Raw genomic sequence first — 16,962 nt, forward strand, 5'->3', positions numbered from 1 at the left:
TCTCTTGTCCACGACAATCGGATGCATATGGCGTCAGGCGGCCGGGCGCAGCAGATCGCTCGTCAGGCGCGCCGCGTACCAGCAGTCGAACATGCGCTTGAAGGCGTCGAAGACCTGGTTGACGAGGAAGATCGCGGTGGTGCGCTCGTCCGCGCAGGGCTGGTAGCCGGCCAGCGTTGCGCCGAGGCGCTCGCTGGCGCGCCGCCTGCCCACGCGGTGGTGGAACTGGCCGAAGTAGTGCAGGCGCTCGACCAGGCCGAGTTCGTCCACCAGCGCAACCATCGGCTCGTTGAAGCAGTTGAAGGTCGCGTCCAGCGCCTCGATCAGGACCATGCGGTAGAAGGGCGTGCGCCAGGTCTTGGCCAGGTGGATCGCGTGGTACACGGCCTCGCGGGTGGCGTGGTTCTCGAGCGACCAGACGTCGGTGAGGGCCTGGGCCGCCGGCAGCTGCAGCAGGCGCCGTCCGTGGTCGATGGCGTCCAGGTCTTCCAGGTACCAGAGCCAATGGAAACCGTCCTCGTCGCAGTGGCGGTGCACGCTCAGCTGCAGGGGCGACTTGTCGCTGTTGTCGCGCAGCGCGGCCAGGATGTCCTTGAAGCCCATCGTGAAGAACATCATGGCGGGGATGAAGGACAGGCGCTGATGCGGGTCGACGCTGCGGTCGGCCATGAAGCTGCACAGGGCGGACTGGCGCAGGCGGGCGCTGCGCAGGTCCAGGATGTCGTCGAGGAAGTCCATGGGCGGGGATCCTTTGTTGCCAGAGATTCGGTAGCCGATGTGCTGCTCCCCGCGGGTGCAGCGTGACGGCTTGGTCGCAGTGTATGCAAAGGGGGCGGGCCGGTCTTCCCCCACGCCGGGGGGAAGCCTCAGAGGACCGTGACGACGACCCGGCGCTGGTGGGGGCTGGTGCGGTGCTCGTAGAGGTAGATGCCCTGCCAGGTGCCGAGCAGGAGGCGGCCGTCCCGCACCGGCACGGTGACGGCGGAGCCGGTGAGCATGTTGCGCACGTGGGCCGCCATGTCGTCCGGGCCTTCCGCGTCGTGGCGGTAGGCGGGATCGCCGTCGGGCGCGAGGCGGGCCAGGATGGTGTCGAGGTCGCGGCGCACGTCGGCGTCGGCGTTTTCCGTGATGATCAGCGAGCAGCTGGTGTGCTGCACGAAGACGTGGGCCAGGCCTGCGCCGTTGCCGGCCTGGCGCACGGCGTCGGCGACATCCTGCGTGATGTCGCGCGTGCCGCGGCCGCGGGTGGAAAATGCGAGGATGGATTGGTGCGCCATGCCCGGGAGCTTAGCAGCGTCTAGCCGGCGTGTCCGGCTGGGCCAGGCGTGCGAGCAGGTCCTCGAGCGGAGCCGGGCGCGCGAACAGGTAGCCCTGCATGCAGGGGCTGCCGTGCTCGGCCAGGTAGCTGGCCTGCTGGCTCGTTTCGATGCCCTCGGCCACCACGCGCAGGCCCAGGTGGTCGGCCATGGCCAGGATCGACTGCACGATGGCGGTGCCGTTGACGTCGTTCGGGGTGTCGCGGATGAAGCTCTTGTCGATCTTGAGCTCGTACAGCGGCATCTTGCGCAGGTAGGCCAGGTTCGAGTAGCCGGTGCCGAAGTCGTCGATCGAGAAGCGGATGCCCATGGCGCTCAGCTCGTGCATGCGCGCGATGGTGGCGTCGAGGTCGGATACCAGCAGCCCCTCGGTGACTTCGAAGATCATCTGGTCGGCCGGCGCCCCGGTCTCCCGCAGTATCGCGCGCACGCGCTCGACGAAATCGGGCTGGCGGAACTGCAGCGGGCTGACGTTGACCGAGAGCGGCATCGGATGGCCGGCGGCGCTGAGCCTCAGCCAGGCTTCGCAGGCCTGGCGCAGCACCCAGTCGCCCAGCTGCACGATCAGGCCGCTGCTCTCGGCGATCGGGATGAACACGTCCGGCGGCACCAGCACGCCGTCGTCGCGGCGCCAGCGCAGCAGCAGCTCGGCGCCCACCGGGCGGTGCTCCCGGTCGACCTGCAGCTGCAAGTGGACCGCGACCTCGCGCCGCTCGAGAGCCAGGGCCAGGTCGCGCTCGAGCGTCAGCTTGCGTTCGGCGTCGGCCAGCATATTGTTCTCGAACAGGGCGACGCCGTTGCGCCCGCCTGCCTTGGCCTGGTACATGGCGGTATCGGCTTCGCGCAGCAGGTCGTGGCCGGTCTGGCCCGGGCGCAGCGGCAGGGCCACGCCGATGCTGCCGGTGGAGCGGTAGACGTGGTCGTCGATCGAGACTTCCTCGCCCAGGGTGGCCAGCACCTTCTCGGCCACCCCGAAGGCCGTGCGGCTGGCGGCGTCGGGTTCGTGGCCGAGGTCGTTCAGCAGGACCACGAATTCGTCGCCGCCGAGGCGCGCCACGGTATCGCCCTTGCGCACCACCGCCAGCAGGCGCGCGGCCGCGTGCTTGAGCAGGGCGTCGCCGGTGGCGTGGCCGCGCGCGTCGTTGACGTTCTTGAAGTTGTCGAGGTCGATGAACAGCACCGCGCCCAGCATGCCGCCGGCATCGCGGGCCGCGACCATGGCGTCCAGGCGCTCGGTCAGCAGGCGCCGGTTGGGCAGGCCGGTGAGCACGTCGTAGAAGGCCAGGCGGTGGATCGCCCTGGCGGAGTTGCGGCGCTCGGTGATGTCGCGGCCGACCGCCACCCAGTGGGTATTGCGCCCGCCCTCGCTGGCGAATGGGACGAGTTCCATCTCGACCCAGTAGGGTTCGCCGTCCTTGGTGTAGTTGACGATCTCCGCGGTCACCGGCTCGTTGTTGTATACCGCCGCGAGGATGCGCGCGATCTCGTCGGGATCGGTGTCCGGGCCGTGCAGCAGGCGCATGCTGCGGCCGATGATTTCTTCGCGCGCGTAGCCGGTGCGGCGCACGAACGCGTCGTTGGCGAAGATGATCGGCTGTTCGGCGCCCGGCACGTCGACGGCGCGCGCGATCAGCACCATGTCGTTCAGGCGGGCCACCGCGGCAGCGGTCAGGCGCAGCTCGGCGTTCAGCTCATGCAGCTTGTCCTGCTTGGCCTCCAGCGACTCTGCGAAGCCCTGCATCTCGAGAAACGTCTGCGACAGGCCCTTGAGCAGGGTACCGCAGGTGACGGTGATGACGGCGCCCACGCACAGGTAGTTGATGGTCACGGCCACGGCCGCCAGCATGTGCTGCTCGCCGAGGCCCAGTACGACCAGTCTCGCCTGGCCGGTGACGCCCAGGCCGAAGATGCTCAGGGCGGTCAGCACCAGGATGACCAGGGCCTGGCGGGTGCCGAGCAGGATCACCGCCATCACGGGCGGCCCGATGAGGTAGATCTGGCTGATCGATCCGACCGTGAGCAGCAGGCCGATCCCGACCACATAGAGCACCGCGAGGAAGTTCCAGACTCGCAGGGGATAGGGCAGGCGGTCGCACCACCAGATCGCGAAGATCCAGGCCAGCGCGACCACGTCGAGCACGGCCAGCGCCCAGATGCCGTCGGCGAGCGCGAACAGGGAGCTGGGGATGGCCGTGACCGTCCCCAGCAGCAAGGTGGTCGACATCAGCCCGGAAAAGATGCGGATGCGCCAGTGTGCAATATCGTAGAACTGTTTCATGCGGCTGCCTTGTACGCATGCTTGAAACGTTTCTTTTGCGCACTAGAAATTAATAAAGCGCAATATTCTAGCGTAATGACGTGCGTTTGTCATGCGAGCCGCATGAACCAGGAATGACGGGCCCGCACCAGGCAGCTTACACGCTATGGGCCAGACCGAGGTTTCGATTGGCCGGGACCGCCACGTCGATGAGCTTCGGGCGCGGCAGGTTCAGGGCCGCCATCAGGGCGACGAAGTCGGCGCGCGAACGGTTCGCCAGGCGCGCGTTGTGGCGGCGCTCCCAGCCGATGCTCGAGACCGACTGGCCCTTGTAGTCGTGGCCCGGCCAGACCCGGGTGGCGTCGTCGAGCACGAAGAGCTTGCGCATCACGCTGTCGTGGAGCGCCTCCGCGCTGCCGCCCTGGAAGTCGGTGCGGCCGCAGCCGTTCACCAGCAGGGTGTCGCCCGTGAACAGGTTGCCGCGCCAGAGGTAGCACATGCTGCCGGCGGTGTGGCCGGGGGTGTGGATCACGGCGATGTGCTCGCGCGCACCGAAAGGGATCACGTCGCCGTCTTCCAGCTGGACTTCGGCCGGCGGGATCCCGCAGCCGCTCGGCACGCAGGCCTTGGCGCCGGTGATTGCGCGCAGCTTGCCGGCCGAGGTGACGTGGTCGGCATGGGCGTGGGTCTCGAGCACGTGGGTCAGGCGCAGGCCGAGGCGCTCGAGGTGGGACAGGTCGCGCTCCAGGTTGTGGTCGACCGGGTCGATGATCACGGCGTCACGACTGTCTGGGGCGGTCAGGATATAGGTGTAGGTGGACGACTCGGCGTCGAACAGCTGGATGGGATTGATCTGCATGGGGGCTCTCCGGGCAATCGCGACGTTGTACCACAGGCGTGCCCGTTGCGGAAGAGCCCTAAGGTTGCCGGAGGCTTGCCAGCTTCTCGCGCAGCGTCGCTTCGGACAGCTCGCCCGTGTGGCGGGCGCGCAGGACTGCGTTGGCGTCGTAGAACAGGGTGGCCGGGTAGCCGGGCGAGGAGGTGCGGGCGGCCAGGCGCGCGGCCGGGTCGAGCACGACGTTTTCCATGCGCAGTCCCTGGGCCGCCAGGAAGCCGGCGACCGCCGCGGCGGATTCGCCCTGGTTGACGAAGACGAAGGCGATGTCGGGATGGGCGCGCTGCGCCGCCGCCAGGGCCGGCATCTCGCGCCGGCAGGGCGGGCACCAGGTGGCCCAGAGGTTGACGACCATCGGCTTGCCGGCCAGGCTGCGCAGGGGAATCTCGCTGCCGTCCAGGCGGCGCACGGTCAGGTCCGGGAGCGGCGCGGCGCCCGGCGCCAGGGCCTGGGCGGCGAGCGCCCCGCCCAGCCAGACGGCGCCGCCCGTCATCAGGCTGGCCAGCAGCGGTCGGCGCAGCGGCGCATGGCGGCGGATGATCTCGGCGGCCACCACGCAGGCCACCATCAGGCCGACCGGGCGGTCGAAGCCGCCGTCGCGGATGTCGAGGGCCGTCCAGGGCCTGGCGAGGAAGAGGTCGTGGTGGCGCAGCACGAAGACGGCGCGGGCGGCGACGAAGCCGGCCGCGATCACGGTCCAGACGGCGCCCGCCGCATCGATTCCGCGGCGCCGGCGGTACAGGCCCGCCAGGCCGGTCGCGGCAACGATGGCCGCCAGTGCGAGCAGGGTAGGAATGGAGAAGACAAATGGTCCGAGTTTGATGGCGTCCATGTCAGGGTGGGTTACGGATTACTGCCTGGTTCCGGGTTTTCGGCCGACGACACCAGGATGCGGTCGATCCGGTTGCCGTCCATGTCCATGATCTCGAAGCGGAAGCCCTGCCATTCGACGGACTCGGAGGCCCTGGGGATGTAGCCGAGCTGGTAGAGCAGGAAGCCGGCCAGGGTGTGGTAGGCGCCTTCGTCCTCGCCGGGGAAGGCGATGCCGCTTGCGAGCAGGTCGCGGAAGCGGTCCAGCGAGACGCCGCCGTCGAGCAGCCAGCTGCCGTCCTGGCGCTGCACCGCGTCGGGATCGTGCTCCTCGCCGATCACGGTGACGTCGCCGACCAGGGCGCTCATCACGTCGCTCAGGGTCACCATGCCCTGGATGTCGCCGTATTCGTCGACGATCAGGGCCAGCTCGGCGCGGTTCTTCTTGAACATCTCGAGCAGGGCCATGGCGCTCACGGTCTCGGGCACGTAGAGCAGCTCCTGCACGGCGCCGTCGATGTCGATGGCGTCGATGGCGCCGGTGCGCGCGGCCTGGCCGAACAGGTCGCGCACCAGCACGTAGCCGAGGATGTGGGAGCGGTCGCCCCGGCATACCGGGAACCGGCTGTAGGCGTTGTTCGCGATGATCCCGAGGTTGGCCGAGCGGTCGTCTTCGAGGTCGAGGATCACCAGGTCCACGCGCGGCGTCATCAGGGATTTCAGGTGCTGGTCGTCCAGGCGCAGGGCGCGCGAGACGATGTCGTATTCGGTCTTCTCGAAAACGCCGGTGTTGGCGCCTTCCTTGATCATGCCGGTGATGTCTTCCTCGGTCGGGGCTTCCTCCTTGGCCTGGTGGATGCCGAGCACGCGCACGATCGCATTCGTCGACAGCGACAGCAGCTTGACGAAGGGCGCCATGATCTTCGAGAGGATGCGCAGGGGCGGCGCGATCAGGGTGGCCATCGCTTCCGGATAGGCCATGGCGATGCGCTTGGGGACCAGTTCGCCGAAGATGATGGAGGCGACGGTGATCGACACCACGACGACCCCCAGCGCCGCTTCGCGCGCATAGGGACCGATCACGGGCATGGTTTCCAGGTGCGGTGTGAGGTGGCTGACCAGGGAGGCTTCGCCGAAGGCGCCGTTGAAGATGCCGATCAGGGTGATCCCGACCTGCACGGTGGAGAGGAAGTGGCTGGGATCGTCGGCGAGCTTGAGCGCGGTGCGCGCGCCGCGGCTGCCTTCCTCGGCGCGCCGTTCGAGGCGCATGCGCTTGGCCGACACCAGCGCCAGCTCGCTCATGGCGAACACTCCGTTCAGGAGAATCAGGACGGAGATGATCAATATGTCGGTCAGCACTTAGGCGGGGCCTCCTTCGGACACACCGGGCCGGGACCGGGCACGCCCATGGCGGCGTACGGCGCATCATCGCATGCCGGAGGCTCCCGCCGCCGCACAAATGTAGGGAATGCGCTCAGGGTACCAGGCGGAAATTCTTCTGGACGCCCGCCCAGCACTGCTGGTAGTCGGCCTGGCGCTGCGGCGAAGCCAGTGCGTACGGGGTCGGCACGATCACGTGGCGGGTCTCGAACATGAAGGCCATGGTGTCGGCGACCTTGTGCGGCCTGGTGGTGTCCGAGGCGCTCGCCTTGTCGAAGGTCGCCGCGTCCGGGCCGTGGCCGCTCATGCAGTTGTGCAGGCTGGCGCCGCCGGGATTGAAGCCGTCGGCCTTGGCGTCGTAGGCGCCGTGGATCAGGCCCATGAATTCGCTGGCCACGTTGCGGTGGAACCAGGGCGGGCGGAAGGTGTCCTCGCCGACCAGCCAGCGTGGCGGGAAGATCACGAAGTCCAGGGTATCCACGCCCGGGGTGTCGCTGGGCGCCTGCAGCACCAGGAAGATCGAAGGGTCCGGGTGGTCGTAGCTGATCGAGCCGATGGTGTTGAAGTGGCGCAGGTCGTATTTATAGGGCGCGTAGTTGCCGTGCCAGGCCACCACGTCGAGCGGCGAATGGCCGATCGATGCGCGCCACAGGCCGCCGCAGAACTTGGCGACCAGTTCGAAGTCGCCCTCGATGTCTTCATAGCGGGCGACGGGCGTGAGGAAGTCGCGCGGATTGGCCAGGCCGTTCGAGCCGATCGGGCCCATGTCGGGCAGCTGCAGGAGGGCGCCGAAGTTCTCGCAGATGTAGCCGCGCGCCTCGCCGTCGGGCAGGGACACCTGGAAGCGCACGCCGCGCGGGATCACGGCGATTTCCTGCGGCTCCACTTCGAGCAGGCCCAGTTCGGTGGCGATCGCCACGCGGCCCAGCTGGGGAACCACCAGCAGCTCGCCGTCGGCGCTGTAGAAGTAGCGTCCCTGCATGTCCCTGTTGGCGGCATACAGGTGGATCGCGCAGCCGGTCATCGATTCGGGCGAACCGTTGCCGGCCATGGTCACCCAGCCGTCGATGAAGTCGGTCGGCGCCACGGGCATGGGCAGCGGGCTCCAGCGCAGCTGATCGGGCGGAGCCGGCGTGTCGAAACGGCTGACGATGCGGCCGGCATCGATGGCCTGGAAGCTGCCGTGCATGGCGGCCGGACGGATGCGGTAGAGCCAGGAGCGGCGGTTGTGGCTGCGCGGGGCGGTAAAGGCGGTGCCGGAGATCTGCTCGGCGTACAGGCCGTAGGCCACGCGCTGCGGCGAGTTGCGGTGCCGGGGCAGGGCGCCGGGCAGGGCTTCGGTGGCAAACTCGTTGCCGAATCCGCTCATGTAGGCCGATGGTTCGCCATGGTGCTGGCTCATGCTTCTTTTCTCCTGGCTGGGTACGCGATATCGAATGGCGCCACTCTAGAAGAAAACACCATGTTTTACGAGATGAATAGAAAAATGTAGACTATTCAGCACCTAAATATTGCTGTTCGCGCGCCGGCCGCACGCCCACAATGCAGCCGCGACGGACATGAATGATCCATGATAGAGCCGCACACCATCGACCTGAACCTGCTGTCGGTATTCCAGGAAGTCTACCGGGAGCGCCAGATCTCCTCGGCCGCCAAGCGGCTCGGACTATCCCAGTCGGCGGTGAGCAATGCGCTGGCGCGGCTGCGGCGCGCCTTCGGGGACGAGCTGTTCGTGAGGACGGCAAGCGGCATGCAGCCGACGCCCCTGGCGACGCAGATGGCCGAGCCGATCGGCGTGGCGATGGCCCAGGTGGCCCTGGCGCTGAACCAGCGCAGCCGCTTCGACCCGGCCAGCAGCCACCGGCGCTTCGTGCTGGCGATGACGGACGTAGGCGAGATCTATTTCATGCCGGCGCTGATCGAGCGCTGCCGGTTGCTCGCGCCGCTGGTGGAAATCAGCTCGGTGCGCGCCGGGGCGGTGAATGTGAAGGAAAAGATGGAAGGCGGCCGGGTGGACCTGGCGATCGGCCCCTTCGAGGACATCTCGGAGGCGCTGTACCAGCGGCAGCTGTTCCGCCAGCCCTATGTGACGATGTTCCGCAAGGGGCATCCGCTCGGACGGGGCAAGGTGGACCTGGCGCGCTTCGTGACGGCCGAGCACATGCTGGTCGATTCGCACGACAGCCCCTACGAGCGCATCAACGGCCTGCTCGCGCGCGCCGGGATCGGGCCGAACGTGCGCTTCCGGGTGCCGCATTTCACCGCGGTGCCGTATATGGTGGCCACGAGCGACCTGGTGGTGACGGTGCCGCAGAAGCTGGCCGAGCGCGCGGCGCTGCCCTTCGGCCTGGAGTGGATCGCGCCGCCCCTGGAGCTGCCGCCGCTGCAGACGAATGTGTTCTGGCACCGGCGCTACAACCAGGATCCGGGCAACCAGTGGTTGCGCGGCCTGCTGGCGGAAGTGTTCGCAGAGTAAAGAATTTAGATGGCCATGGAGACTGGCCGATGACCAACGACACGAGACAAGGAAGAGAAAATGGCAGACCTGTTTGAGAACCCCATGGGCTTGATGGGCTTCGAGTTCGTCGAATTTGCTTCGCCGACCCCGGGCGTGCTGGAGCCGGTGTTCGAGGCCCTGGGCTTCACCAAGGTGGCCGTGCACCGCTCGAAGGCCGTGAGCCTGTACCGCCAGGGCGGCATCAACTTCATCATCAACAACGAGCCGAAGAGCTACGCCGCCTACTTCGCGGCCGAACACGGCCCTGCGGCCTGCGGCATGGCTTTCCGCGTCAAGGATTCGCACAAGGCCTATGCGCGTGCGCTGGAGCTGGGCGCCCAGGCGGTCGAGATCCCGACCGGCCCGATGGAACTGCGCCTGCCGGCCATCAAGGGCATTGGCGGCGCGCCGCTCTACCTGATCGACCGCTTCGAAGAGGGCAAGTCGATCTATGACATCGACTTCGAATTCATCGACGGCGTCGACCGCCACCCGCCGGGACACGGCCTCCAGATCATCGACCACCTGACCCACAACGTCTACCGCGGCCGCATGGCCTTCTGGGCCGGCTTCTACGAGAAGCTGTTCAACTTCCGCGAGATCCGCTACTTCGACATCAAGGGCGAGTACACCGGCCTGACCTCGAAGGCCATGACGGCGCCGGACGGCATGATCCGCATCCCGCTGAACGAAGAGGGCAAGGCCGGCGGCGGCCAGATCGAGGAATTCCTCATGCAGTTCAACGGCGAAGGCATCCAGCACATCGCCCTGCTGACGGACGACCTGATCAAGACCGTCGACGGCCTGCGCGCGGCCGGCGTGCCCTTGATGACGGCGCCGCCGGAAACGTATTACGAGATGCTCGACGAACGCATCCCGGGCCATGGCCAGGACGTCGCGGCCCTCAAGACGCGCGGCCTGCTGCTCGACGGCGCCGTTACCGACGGCAAGGCGCGCCTGCTGGTGCAGATCTTCGGCGTCCCCCAGCTGGGACCCGTGTTCTTCGAATTCATCCAGCGCAAGGGCGACGACGGATTCGGCGAAGGCAACTTCAAGGCCCTGTTCGAGTCGATCGAGCGCGATCAACTGAAGCGCGGCGCGATCGCAGGCGCGACGGTGGAGGCGTAAGCCTGCGGTTGACAAGCAGATTGGGTTCCGGCACAGGCCGGAACCCACGTTCACAGCATCGACCCAACTTTACCGCGGCGCACCCCGCCCGCCCGCTTTTGCTATCCTGAGCGCTTTTCGCCAACAAAAGCCTCATGCTCGCCGCCTTCACCATCCTCCTGCTGTTCCAGTGCCTCGGCGAGGGCATTGTCTTCCTCCTGCACCTGCCGTTGCCCGGTCCGGTCGCCGGCATGCTGCTGCTGATGGCCGCCCTGGTGATCTGGCCTTCACTGCAGCAGCGTATCGAGGAGGCGGCCAATACCCTGCTTTCCCATTTGTCGCTGCTGTTCGTGCCGGCCGGCGCCGGCATCGTCGCGACTGCCGGCAGCGGCAGCGGCCACTGGCTGGCCATCGGGGTGTCGGTCGTGGCCAGCACCGTGCTGGCGATGGCGGTGACGGGCCTGATCCTGCGCGGCATCGGCAAGGAGGAAGGGCAGCGCGATGCCTGAATTCGCCGGCCTCTCGCAGTTCTGGGTCTACCTGTCGGCCTCGCCGCTGCTGGGCCTCACCCTGACCCTGTGCGCCTACATCGCGGCCCAGCGTGTGCACGTCTTCTTCAAGGGATCGACGCTGGCCAATCCGGTGGCCATCGCCGTTGGCCTGATCGCCCTCGTCCTGTGGCTTTCCGGGATGTCCTACCAGCGCTACTTCGCCGGGGCTCAGTTTGTCCATTTCCTGCTCGGGCCGGCGACGGTCGCTCTGGCCGTGCCCCTGGTACGCCAGCTGCCGCGGCTGCGGCGCGCCTTCCTGCCGCTGGCCTTCGCGCTGCTGCTCGGCTGCGTCACGGCCATTGTCGCGGCGGTGGCGGTCGCGCTGCTGCTGGGCGCCACGCCGGAACTGGCGGCGACCTTGGGCCCGAAGTCGGCCACCTCGCCGATCGCCATGGCCGTCTCCGAACGCCTGGGTGGCATCCCAGCCTTCACGGCGGCCCTCGTGATCGGCACCGGCATCTTCGGCGCCGTGGTCGGGCGCCATGTGTTCAATCTGCTGGGCGTGAAGGCGCCGGCCGCGCGCGGTTTCGCGATGGGCCTGGCCGCGCACGGCATCGGCACCGCGCGCGCCTTCCAGGTCAGCCCGGAGTCGGGCGCCTTCGCGGCGCTGGCGATGGGCCTGAACGGGGCGATGACGGCGGTGCTGGCACCGTGGCTGGTGCCGTTGGTGATTGATTGGTTCGCTTAGCCGCTCTGGTCGGCATGCGGTCCTGTAGGGTGGGCGGGTTTTCCGCCCACGCGTTCAGACAGTGCGTGAAAAGCCTGTGCGTTTGTTCACGCGTCAGTTGAACGCGTGGGCGCGGGAGCGCCCACCCTACGTGTGATGCGCCGGGTTCTTAGGCCGGGTTGGACTTCCAAGTCTTCTTCGGACCGAAGGCCTTGGCCGCGAACACCGCGCCGGCCAGGCCGACCAGCACCGCGGTCGCGCTGCCGCCGAAGCCGACCGCATGTTCCTTGGCCAGCTTGCCGGCTTTCGGGCCGACCAGCTGCAGGCGGCGCTTGTTCATCTGCGCGCCCAGTTCGGACAGGGCGTCCTTGCTCAGCTTTGCCTCGGCCTGCGGCAGGAGGGTGGTTTCCTCGTCCGCCACGTGGTGCATCACGTCGCGCATCAGTTCCATCACCAGCTTGTCGTGGCGCGGATCGCTGCCGCTGGTGCGGCGCAGTTCGGCGATCAGGCGGCGCATCTCGTCGTGCTCCGGCTCGGCCTTGTGCATGAAGGGCTCGCCGGAATCGCGCTGGCGCATCACCGGATAGAAGATTTCTTCCTCGAGCGTGGCGTGGATCTCCAGCGCATCGCAGATGGTGTCGGCCAGCGCCTTCTTGACGCGCGGCGGCTTGTCCTTCTCGTACTGGTGGAAGGTCACCATCACGTGCGAGTGGTCGAAGCGAATCATATTGGTGATCGTCGGGCTCAGCTTACTCAGATTAAACATCGTTACCCCCTTTATGGTCATATGACCAACATGGTAGTGCCGCGCGGCTCGACTTTACTGTAGGAGCGCGTGCCGTACCCATGTCGGCACGGACCCCATGCAGTGGCCCGCGCACCCCTGCACGCTTATCGACATTTTGTTAGGAAATGTTTATCGGTTCCAACATTTCCATCAAGTTCATTAATTGTCGACCTAGTCCTACAAGGGTACGCGCGAACACCTGATGCCGACTGCCGGGTCGAAGGACGAACATGGGACATGCGTGCTGCCGGCCACTGCCGCAGCCACCCACGGCGCTTCGCAGCGCCCTTACTCAAATATCGGAGGGACGTTCATGTTTGCTCATAACAAACGCCTGCAGTACACGGTCCGCGTCAGCGAGCCGAATCCGGCACTGGCGAACCTGATGCTGGAACAGTTCGGCGGTCCGCAAGGCGAGCTCGCCGCCGCCATGCGCTACTTCACCCAGGCCGTATCGGAAGACGATCCGGGCCGCAAGGACATGCTGTTCGACATCGCCACCGAAGAGCTGAGCCACCTGGAGGTGATCGGCCACATCGTGGCGATGCTGAACAAGGGCGCCAAGGGCCGCCTGGCGGAAGCAGTGGACAGCGAGGCCGACATGTTCAAGGCGATCACCGGCCCGGGCAACGACAGCCACATCACCCAGGTGCTGTACGGCGCCGGCACCCCGCTGACCAACTCGGCCGGCGTGCCCTGGACCGCGGCCTATATCGACTCGATCACCGAGCCGACCGCCGACCTGCGCTCGAACATCGCCGCCGAGGCGCGCGCCAAGATCATCTACGAGCGCCTGATCGCGCTGACCGACGACCCGGGCGTGAAGGAGGCGTTGGGCTTCCTGATGACGCGCGAAGTGGCGCACCAGAAGTCCTTCGAGAAGGCGCTGTACGCGATCGAGCCGAACTTCCCGGCAGGCAAGATGCCGGCCGACCCGCGTTTCGCCAGCGTTTACTACAACATGTCGCAGGGCCCGGGCGAGATGCGCGGTCCCTGGAACCAGGGCGCCGACTGGGACTTCGTCACCGACCGCGAGAAGCAGCAGGCGGTCGACGGCGGCTCCGGCGAAGCGGAAGTGGCCCTGCCGAGCGGCGACATCGACATCCTCAAGCAGATGGCGATGCGCACCATGTCCGACCCGATGTCTTCGCCGCGCACCGGCGCCGAACTGGGTATGAGCATGCAATCGGCTGGCGGTGGTACGATGGCAGGGCAGTCGGGTAATGCCATGGGCAGCCCCGAGGTCGCTTCGAAGGGCGGCAAGCTCGACGACACCGGCACCGCCAAGCCGAGCGACAAGGGTGCCGCCAAGGGCATGAAGGCAATGAAGAAGTAAGCACGCGCCGCGCGGCGATGGCGAGCCCGCCATCGCAAAGGCGCGGTAATTCTTTGGGTATTGCATGGATTCTCACCTGGACAAACCGCAGGACAACCGTCTCTTCGCGCTGCGCTCCCTGCTGCGCCTGCTGACCTTCCGCCGCGTCGTCGGCCTCCTCATCTGCAGCGTGGGCAGCATCCTTCTGCTCGGCAGCCTGGCCGAACAGATCATGAACGCCGACCCCAAGATGCACCGCGCCCTGCTGGGCGGCGCAACGGCCGCGGCGGCAACCGCGCTGGGCACCTTGCCGGTCCTGTTCGCACAGAATTTCTCGAAGCGCACCTACGACTGCTTCCTCGGCTTCGGCGCCGGCGTGATGCTGGGCGCCACCGCCTTTTCGCTCGTGATCCCGGCGCTCAACGCCGCCAAGGCGGCGGGGGCGGGCAACTGGGAGGCCAGCCTGCTGGCGGGCGCCGGCATCATGGCCGGGGCCATGGCCATCCTGCTGCTGGGCCGGGCCGTGCGCGCCGAAGGCATTCTCGACTCCGGCGTGGATGGCGTGTCGCTGAGGCGCGCCTGGATCTTCGTCTGGGCAGTGGCCCTGCACAATGTACCGGAAGGGCTGGCCATCGGTGTCGCCCATGCCGGCATCGACCTCGAGAAGGCGAATTCGCTGACCACCGGAATCTCGATCCAGGATGTGCCGGAAGGCCTCGTTGTCGCGCTCGCCCTGCGCACGGTGGGCTACGGACGCCTGACGTCGGTCGGCCTCGGTATCGCTTCGGGCCTGGCCGAGCCGGTTGCGGCCGCCTTCGGCGTGGCCCTGATCGGCATCGCGGCGGGGCTGCTGCCGATCGCCCTGGCAGCGGCGGGCGGCGCCATGCTCTTCGTGATCGTCAACGATGTGATTCCCGAGTCGCGCCAGAGCGGCAACGGCACCTGGGCCAGCATTGCGCTCCTGATCGGCTTCATCCTGATGACGGTGCTCGATACGGCCCTGTCGTAAAGGCGCTTGACATGCGAAATATGATGGGCGTAATATGACGTTCATCATATTTTGGGTGTCGTCATGAGTACCTCTGCCAAGTCCAGCAAGCGCGAACAGTCCCACCACCGCATCGTCGAAGCCGCCAGCCGCGCGGTGCGCCGCCACGGCTATGCCGGGGTCGGCGTGGCCGAGGTCATGAAGGAGGCCGGCCTGACTCATGGCGGCTTCTATGCCCACTTCGATTCCCGCGAAGCCTTGCTGGTGGAGGCCATCGAGCACGCGGGCGCCATCAGCAGCGCGCTGCTGGACGAGCGCATCGCCGCCCGTAGCCGCGAAACCGGCGATCCCCTGGGGGCCCTGATCGAACTGTATCTCTCGGACGAGCACCTGGCACATACCGAACACGGTTGTGTCGTCGGCGCGCTGGCCAGCGAAATCCCGCGCCAGCAGGAAATGGTGCGCGAAGCGTCCGTCCAGCGCGTCGACCGCCTGGTGCGCCGCGTGGCCCTGGCGCTGCCGGACGATGCGGCGCCCGGCCTGGCGAGCGTCATTGCCGGCGCGCTGATCGGCAATCTGCAGCTGGCCCGGATCCAGGGCGACAATCCCGAGGGCAGGGCGGTGCTGGCGGCGGCGCGTGAAACGCTCGTGGCCCTGTTCGCCAACAAATCCTGATTCATCCGGGCCGGCGCCGCCGGCTTTTTTGGATTCTCAAATATGACGACCATCATATGATAGGCGTCATAAATTCGGCGGCATCGCCGTCATATCAACGCTGAAAGGATTCACAATGAAAGTCCAGAACGCAACCGTCCTGATTACCGGCGCCAACCGTGGCCTCGGCGCGGAATTTGCCCGCCAGGCGCTCACCCGCGGCGCCCGCAAGGTCTACGCCGCCGCGCGCGACCCGTCCACGGTTTCGCTTCCCGGCCTGGTTCCGGTACGGCTGGACGTGACCGATGCGGCGCAGGCCGCCGCCCTGGCCGCGGAACTCGGCGACGTCGACCTGGTGATCAACAATGCCGGCGTGGCCAATACCGGCAGCGTCCTTGACGCCGAGGGCCTGGATTCGCTGCGCTGGATGCTGGAAACCAATGTCTTCGGCCTGCTGAACGTGAGTCGCGGTTTCGCGCCGGTGCTGGCGCGCCATGGCGGCGGGGCGATCGTGAACGTGCTGTCGGTGGCGAGCTGGGTCAGTAATCCGGTGCTGGCCAATTATGGCGTCACCAAGGCCGCTGCCTGGAGCGCGACCAATGCCCTGCGCGACGCCGTGCGCGCCCAGGGCACCCAGGTGCTGGGCGTGCACGTGGGCCTGATCGACACCGACCTGACGCGCGGCTTCGATGCGCCGAAGCTGACCACGGACATGGTCGTGGAGCGCGTGTTCGCGGCGCTCGAGGCCGGCGACAGCGAGGTGCTGGTCGATGACCTGACGCGTGCGGTCAAGCGCGGGCTGTCGGCCGAGCCGGGCATCTATACCCTGGCGCGCTGAGCGGAGGCGGCCATGCCTGATGCTGCCGTGACCGCGAGTCCAGTCCTCGAGCAAGTGCTCGCCCGCATGACGCGGCCGCGCCGCCAGCCCCTGGACGAGGAGGGCAGGCTGCTGCTGCGCGAAGGCGTGCGCCACGAGGTATGGCACGATGGCCGCATGCTGGTGGTCCACACCTTCGGCGACGCGCGCCCCGATCCGGAAAGCGGCGCGCTCCGCCGGCGTGCGCTGCTCGTGCACGGCTGGGAAAGCCGCGCGGCGGGCTGGCATGTGCTGGTGCGCCGGCTGGTGGCCGAGGGCTGGCACGTGACCGCCTTCGACGCGCCGGCGCATGGGGAGTCGGCCGGTGAGGCGACCGATGTGGTCGCGATGGGCAGGGCCTTGCTGGCCGTCGGTGAATGGCTGGGCCCAGTCGACGCCGTGGTCGCGCATTCGCTGGGCTCGCCGGCATCCCTCCATGCCTTCGCCCACGGCCTGCGCACCGGTTCAAGCGTGTGCCTTGCCGGTCCGTCGTCCCTGGTCCGGGCGCTGGACCGCACGGCCTGCGCCGTGAGGCTCGACGGCGCCAGCCTGCGCGCGCGCTTCGAGGCGTTGACCGGACTGGATGCGGCAGATATGGAACTGGAGCGCCTGGCCGCGGGCATGCGCCATCCGGCCCTGCTATTGCACGACCCGCTGGATCCGGAAGTGCACTGGTCGGAATCGGCGGCACTGGCCAAGGCCTGGGATGGGGCCCAGCTGGAAGCGGCCAACGGCGTGGGGCACCGAAAGATAGTCGGCGACAGTGCGGTGGTGGAGCGCATCGTCAGGTTTCTGGCGTAGGGTGGTCGGGGAACCCGGCCACCCGACGAAAAACGCCCCGGAGCTTGCGCTGCGGGGCGTTTTCTTCGTTTGAGCCGACCG

At 67.5% G+C, this 16,962-nt stretch carries 17 protein-coding genes; 9 read left to right on the top strand and 8 right to left on the bottom strand.

Annotated elements, in window-relative coordinates; translation table 11 throughout:
• Positions 1–33 precede the first annotated feature (33 nt).
• The 7 genes from ACQ7JA_RS09655 to hmgA form a co-directional block, all read right to left on the bottom strand.
• On the bottom strand, positions 34–738 hold the full coding sequence (locus tag ACQ7JA_RS09655) for a hypothetical protein (RefSeq protein ID WP_430897015.1): 705 nt from the start codon (positions 736–738) through the stop codon (positions 34–36).
• A gap of 128 nt (positions 739–866) precedes the next feature.
• On the bottom strand, positions 867–1,277 hold the full coding sequence (locus ACQ7JA_RS09660) for a secondary thiamine-phosphate synthase enzyme YjbQ (protein ID WP_430897017.1): 411 nt from the start codon (positions 1,275–1,277) through the stop codon (positions 867–869).
• A gap of 10 nt (positions 1,278–1,287) precedes the next feature.
• Positions 1,288–3,594, bottom strand: coding sequence for a putative bifunctional diguanylate cyclase/phosphodiesterase (locus ACQ7JA_RS09665; protein ID WP_430897019.1), 2,307 nt, complete (start codon positions 3,592–3,594; stop codon positions 1,288–1,290).
• 136 nt (positions 3,595–3,730) lie between these two features.
• Positions 3,731–4,432: an MBL fold metallo-hydrolase gene (locus tag ACQ7JA_RS09670; protein ID WP_430897021.1), complete on the bottom strand. Its 702-nt coding sequence runs from the start codon at positions 4,430–4,432 to the stop codon at positions 3,731–3,733.
• 58 nt (positions 4,433–4,490) lie between these two features.
• Positions 4,491–5,300 carry a redoxin family protein gene (locus tag ACQ7JA_RS09675; RefSeq protein ID WP_430897023.1) on the bottom strand — a complete coding sequence of 270 codons (810 nt, stop codon included), beginning with the start codon at positions 5,298–5,300 and terminating at the stop codon, positions 4,491–4,493.
• Positions 5,301–5,311: 11 nt separating this feature from the next.
• On the bottom strand, positions 5,312–6,637 hold the full coding sequence (locus tag ACQ7JA_RS09680) for a hemolysin family protein (RefSeq protein WP_430897025.1): 1,326 nt from the start codon (positions 6,635–6,637) through the stop codon (positions 5,312–5,314).
• Positions 6,638–6,752: 115 nt separating this feature from the next.
• Positions 6,753–8,060: a homogentisate 1,2-dioxygenase gene (hmgA, locus tag ACQ7JA_RS09685; RefSeq protein WP_430897026.1), complete on the bottom strand. Its 1,308-nt coding sequence runs from the start codon at positions 8,058–8,060 to the stop codon at positions 6,753–6,755.
• 168 nt (positions 8,061–8,228) lie between these two features.
• On the opposite strand from hmgA, the gene ACQ7JA_RS09690 reads away from it, so the two are divergent.
• From ACQ7JA_RS09690 to ACQ7JA_RS09705, 4 genes are all read left to right on the top strand, one after another.
• Positions 8,229–9,134, top strand: coding sequence for a LysR family transcriptional regulator (locus tag ACQ7JA_RS09690; RefSeq protein ID WP_430897028.1), 906 nt, complete (start codon positions 8,229–8,231; stop codon positions 9,132–9,134).
• A 60-nt stretch (positions 9,135–9,194) separates the two neighbouring features.
• Positions 9,195–10,283, top strand: coding sequence for a 4-hydroxyphenylpyruvate dioxygenase (gene hppD / locus ACQ7JA_RS09695; protein ID WP_430897029.1), 1,089 nt, complete (start codon positions 9,195–9,197; stop codon positions 10,281–10,283).
• A 134-nt stretch (positions 10,284–10,417) separates the two neighbouring features.
• A complete protein-coding gene (locus ACQ7JA_RS09700; protein ID WP_430897030.1) occupies positions 10,418–10,771 on the top strand; it encodes a CidA/LrgA family protein in 354 nt (117 codons plus the stop codon).
• Positions 10,764–11,501: an LrgB family protein gene (locus ACQ7JA_RS09705; protein ID WP_430897031.1), complete on the top strand. Its 738-nt coding sequence runs from the start codon at positions 10,764–10,766 to the stop codon at positions 11,499–11,501. Before ACQ7JA_RS09700 ends, ACQ7JA_RS09705 begins: the two co-directional genes overlap by 8 nt.
• A gap of 148 nt (positions 11,502–11,649) precedes the next feature.
• Here the strand turns inward: ACQ7JA_RS09705 and ACQ7JA_RS09710 are convergent, their stop codons facing one another.
• A complete protein-coding gene (locus ACQ7JA_RS09710; RefSeq protein WP_430897033.1) occupies positions 11,650–12,246 on the bottom strand; it encodes a hemerythrin domain-containing protein in 597 nt (198 codons plus the stop codon).
• A 334-nt stretch (positions 12,247–12,580) separates the two neighbouring features.
• Between ACQ7JA_RS09710 and ACQ7JA_RS09715 the strand changes: the two genes are divergently transcribed.
• The 5 genes from ACQ7JA_RS09715 to ACQ7JA_RS09735 all read left to right on the top strand — a co-directional run bounded on the left by ACQ7JA_RS09715 (position 12,581) and on the right by ACQ7JA_RS09735 (position 16,881).
• Positions 12,581–13,603 (top strand): manganese catalase family protein, encoded by a 1,023-nt coding sequence (locus tag ACQ7JA_RS09715; RefSeq protein WP_430897034.1) that lies wholly within the window; start codon positions 12,581–12,583, stop codon positions 13,601–13,603.
• Positions 13,604–13,667: 64 nt separating this feature from the next.
• Positions 13,668–14,591, top strand: a complete 924-nt coding sequence (locus tag ACQ7JA_RS09720) for a ZIP family metal transporter (RefSeq protein WP_430897035.1) — start codon at positions 13,668–13,670, stop codon at positions 14,589–14,591.
• 63 nt (positions 14,592–14,654) lie between these two features.
• On the top strand, positions 14,655–15,245 hold the full coding sequence (locus ACQ7JA_RS09725; protein WP_430897036.1) for a TetR/AcrR family transcriptional regulator: 591 nt from the start codon (positions 14,655–14,657) through the stop codon (positions 15,243–15,245).
• A gap of 115 nt (positions 15,246–15,360) precedes the next feature.
• The gene (locus ACQ7JA_RS09730; protein ID WP_430897038.1) at positions 15,361–16,062 is read left to right on the top strand and encodes an SDR family oxidoreductase; all 702 of its coding nucleotides are present in this window, start codon (positions 15,361–15,363) and stop codon (positions 16,060–16,062) included.
• Between the two features lie 12 nt (positions 16,063–16,074).
• Entirely contained in the window at positions 16,075–16,881 is an 807-nt protein-coding gene (locus ACQ7JA_RS09735) for an alpha/beta fold hydrolase (RefSeq protein ID WP_430897040.1), read from the top strand.
• Positions 16,882–16,962: the final 81 nt, after the last annotated feature.

The sequence above is a fragment of the Massilia sp. BKSP1R2A-1 genome, from assembly GCF_050586525.1.
Taxonomy (GTDB): Bacteria; Pseudomonadota; Gammaproteobacteria; order Burkholderiales; family Burkholderiaceae_D; genus Telluria.

Excerpts from the sequence above, each read along its gene's own strand:
- ACQ7JA_RS09705 (WP_430897031.1), top strand. The coding sequence starts at position 10,764 with ATGCCTGAATTCGCCGGCCTCTCGCAGTTCTGGGTCTACCTGTCGGCC.
- ACQ7JA_RS09655 (WP_430897015.1), bottom strand. The coding sequence starts at position 738 with ATGGACTTCCTCGACGACATCCTGGACCTGCGCAGCGCCCGCCTGCGC.
- ACQ7JA_RS09710 (WP_430897033.1), bottom strand. The coding sequence starts at position 12,246 with ATGTTTAATCTGAGTAAGCTGAGCCCGACGATCACCAATATGATTCGC.
- ACQ7JA_RS09675 (WP_430897023.1), bottom strand. The coding sequence starts at position 5,300 with ATGGACGCCATCAAACTCGGACCATTTGTCTTCTCCATTCCTACCCTG.
- ACQ7JA_RS09725 (WP_430897036.1), top strand. The coding sequence starts at position 14,655 with ATGAGTACCTCTGCCAAGTCCAGCAAGCGCGAACAGTCCCACCACCGC.
- ACQ7JA_RS09665 (WP_430897019.1), bottom strand. The coding sequence starts at position 3,594 with ATGAAACAGTTCTACGATATTGCACACTGGCGCATCCGCATCTTTTCC.
- ACQ7JA_RS09670 (WP_430897021.1), bottom strand. The coding sequence starts at position 4,432 with ATGCAGATCAATCCCATCCAGCTGTTCGACGCCGAGTCGTCCACCTAC.
- hppD (WP_430897029.1), top strand. The coding sequence starts at position 9,195 with ATGGCAGACCTGTTTGAGAACCCCATGGGCTTGATGGGCTTCGAGTTC.
- hmgA (WP_430897026.1), bottom strand. The coding sequence starts at position 8,060 with ATGAGCCAGCACCATGGCGAACCATCGGCCTACATGAGCGGATTCGGC.
- ACQ7JA_RS09720 (WP_430897035.1), top strand. The coding sequence starts at position 13,668 with ATGGATTCTCACCTGGACAAACCGCAGGACAACCGTCTCTTCGCGCTG.
- ACQ7JA_RS09700 (WP_430897030.1), top strand. The coding sequence starts at position 10,418 with ATGCTCGCCGCCTTCACCATCCTCCTGCTGTTCCAGTGCCTCGGCGAG.
- ACQ7JA_RS09660 (WP_430897017.1), bottom strand. The coding sequence starts at position 1,277 with ATGGCGCACCAATCCATCCTCGCATTTTCCACCCGCGGCCGCGGCACG.
- ACQ7JA_RS09715 (WP_430897034.1), top strand. The coding sequence starts at position 12,581 with ATGTTTGCTCATAACAAACGCCTGCAGTACACGGTCCGCGTCAGCGAG.
- ACQ7JA_RS09730 (WP_430897038.1), top strand. The coding sequence starts at position 15,361 with ATGAAAGTCCAGAACGCAACCGTCCTGATTACCGGCGCCAACCGTGGC.
- ACQ7JA_RS09690 (WP_430897028.1), top strand. The coding sequence starts at position 8,229 with ATGATAGAGCCGCACACCATCGACCTGAACCTGCTGTCGGTATTCCAG.
- ACQ7JA_RS09735 (WP_430897040.1), top strand. The coding sequence starts at position 16,075 with ATGCCTGATGCTGCCGTGACCGCGAGTCCAGTCCTCGAGCAAGTGCTC.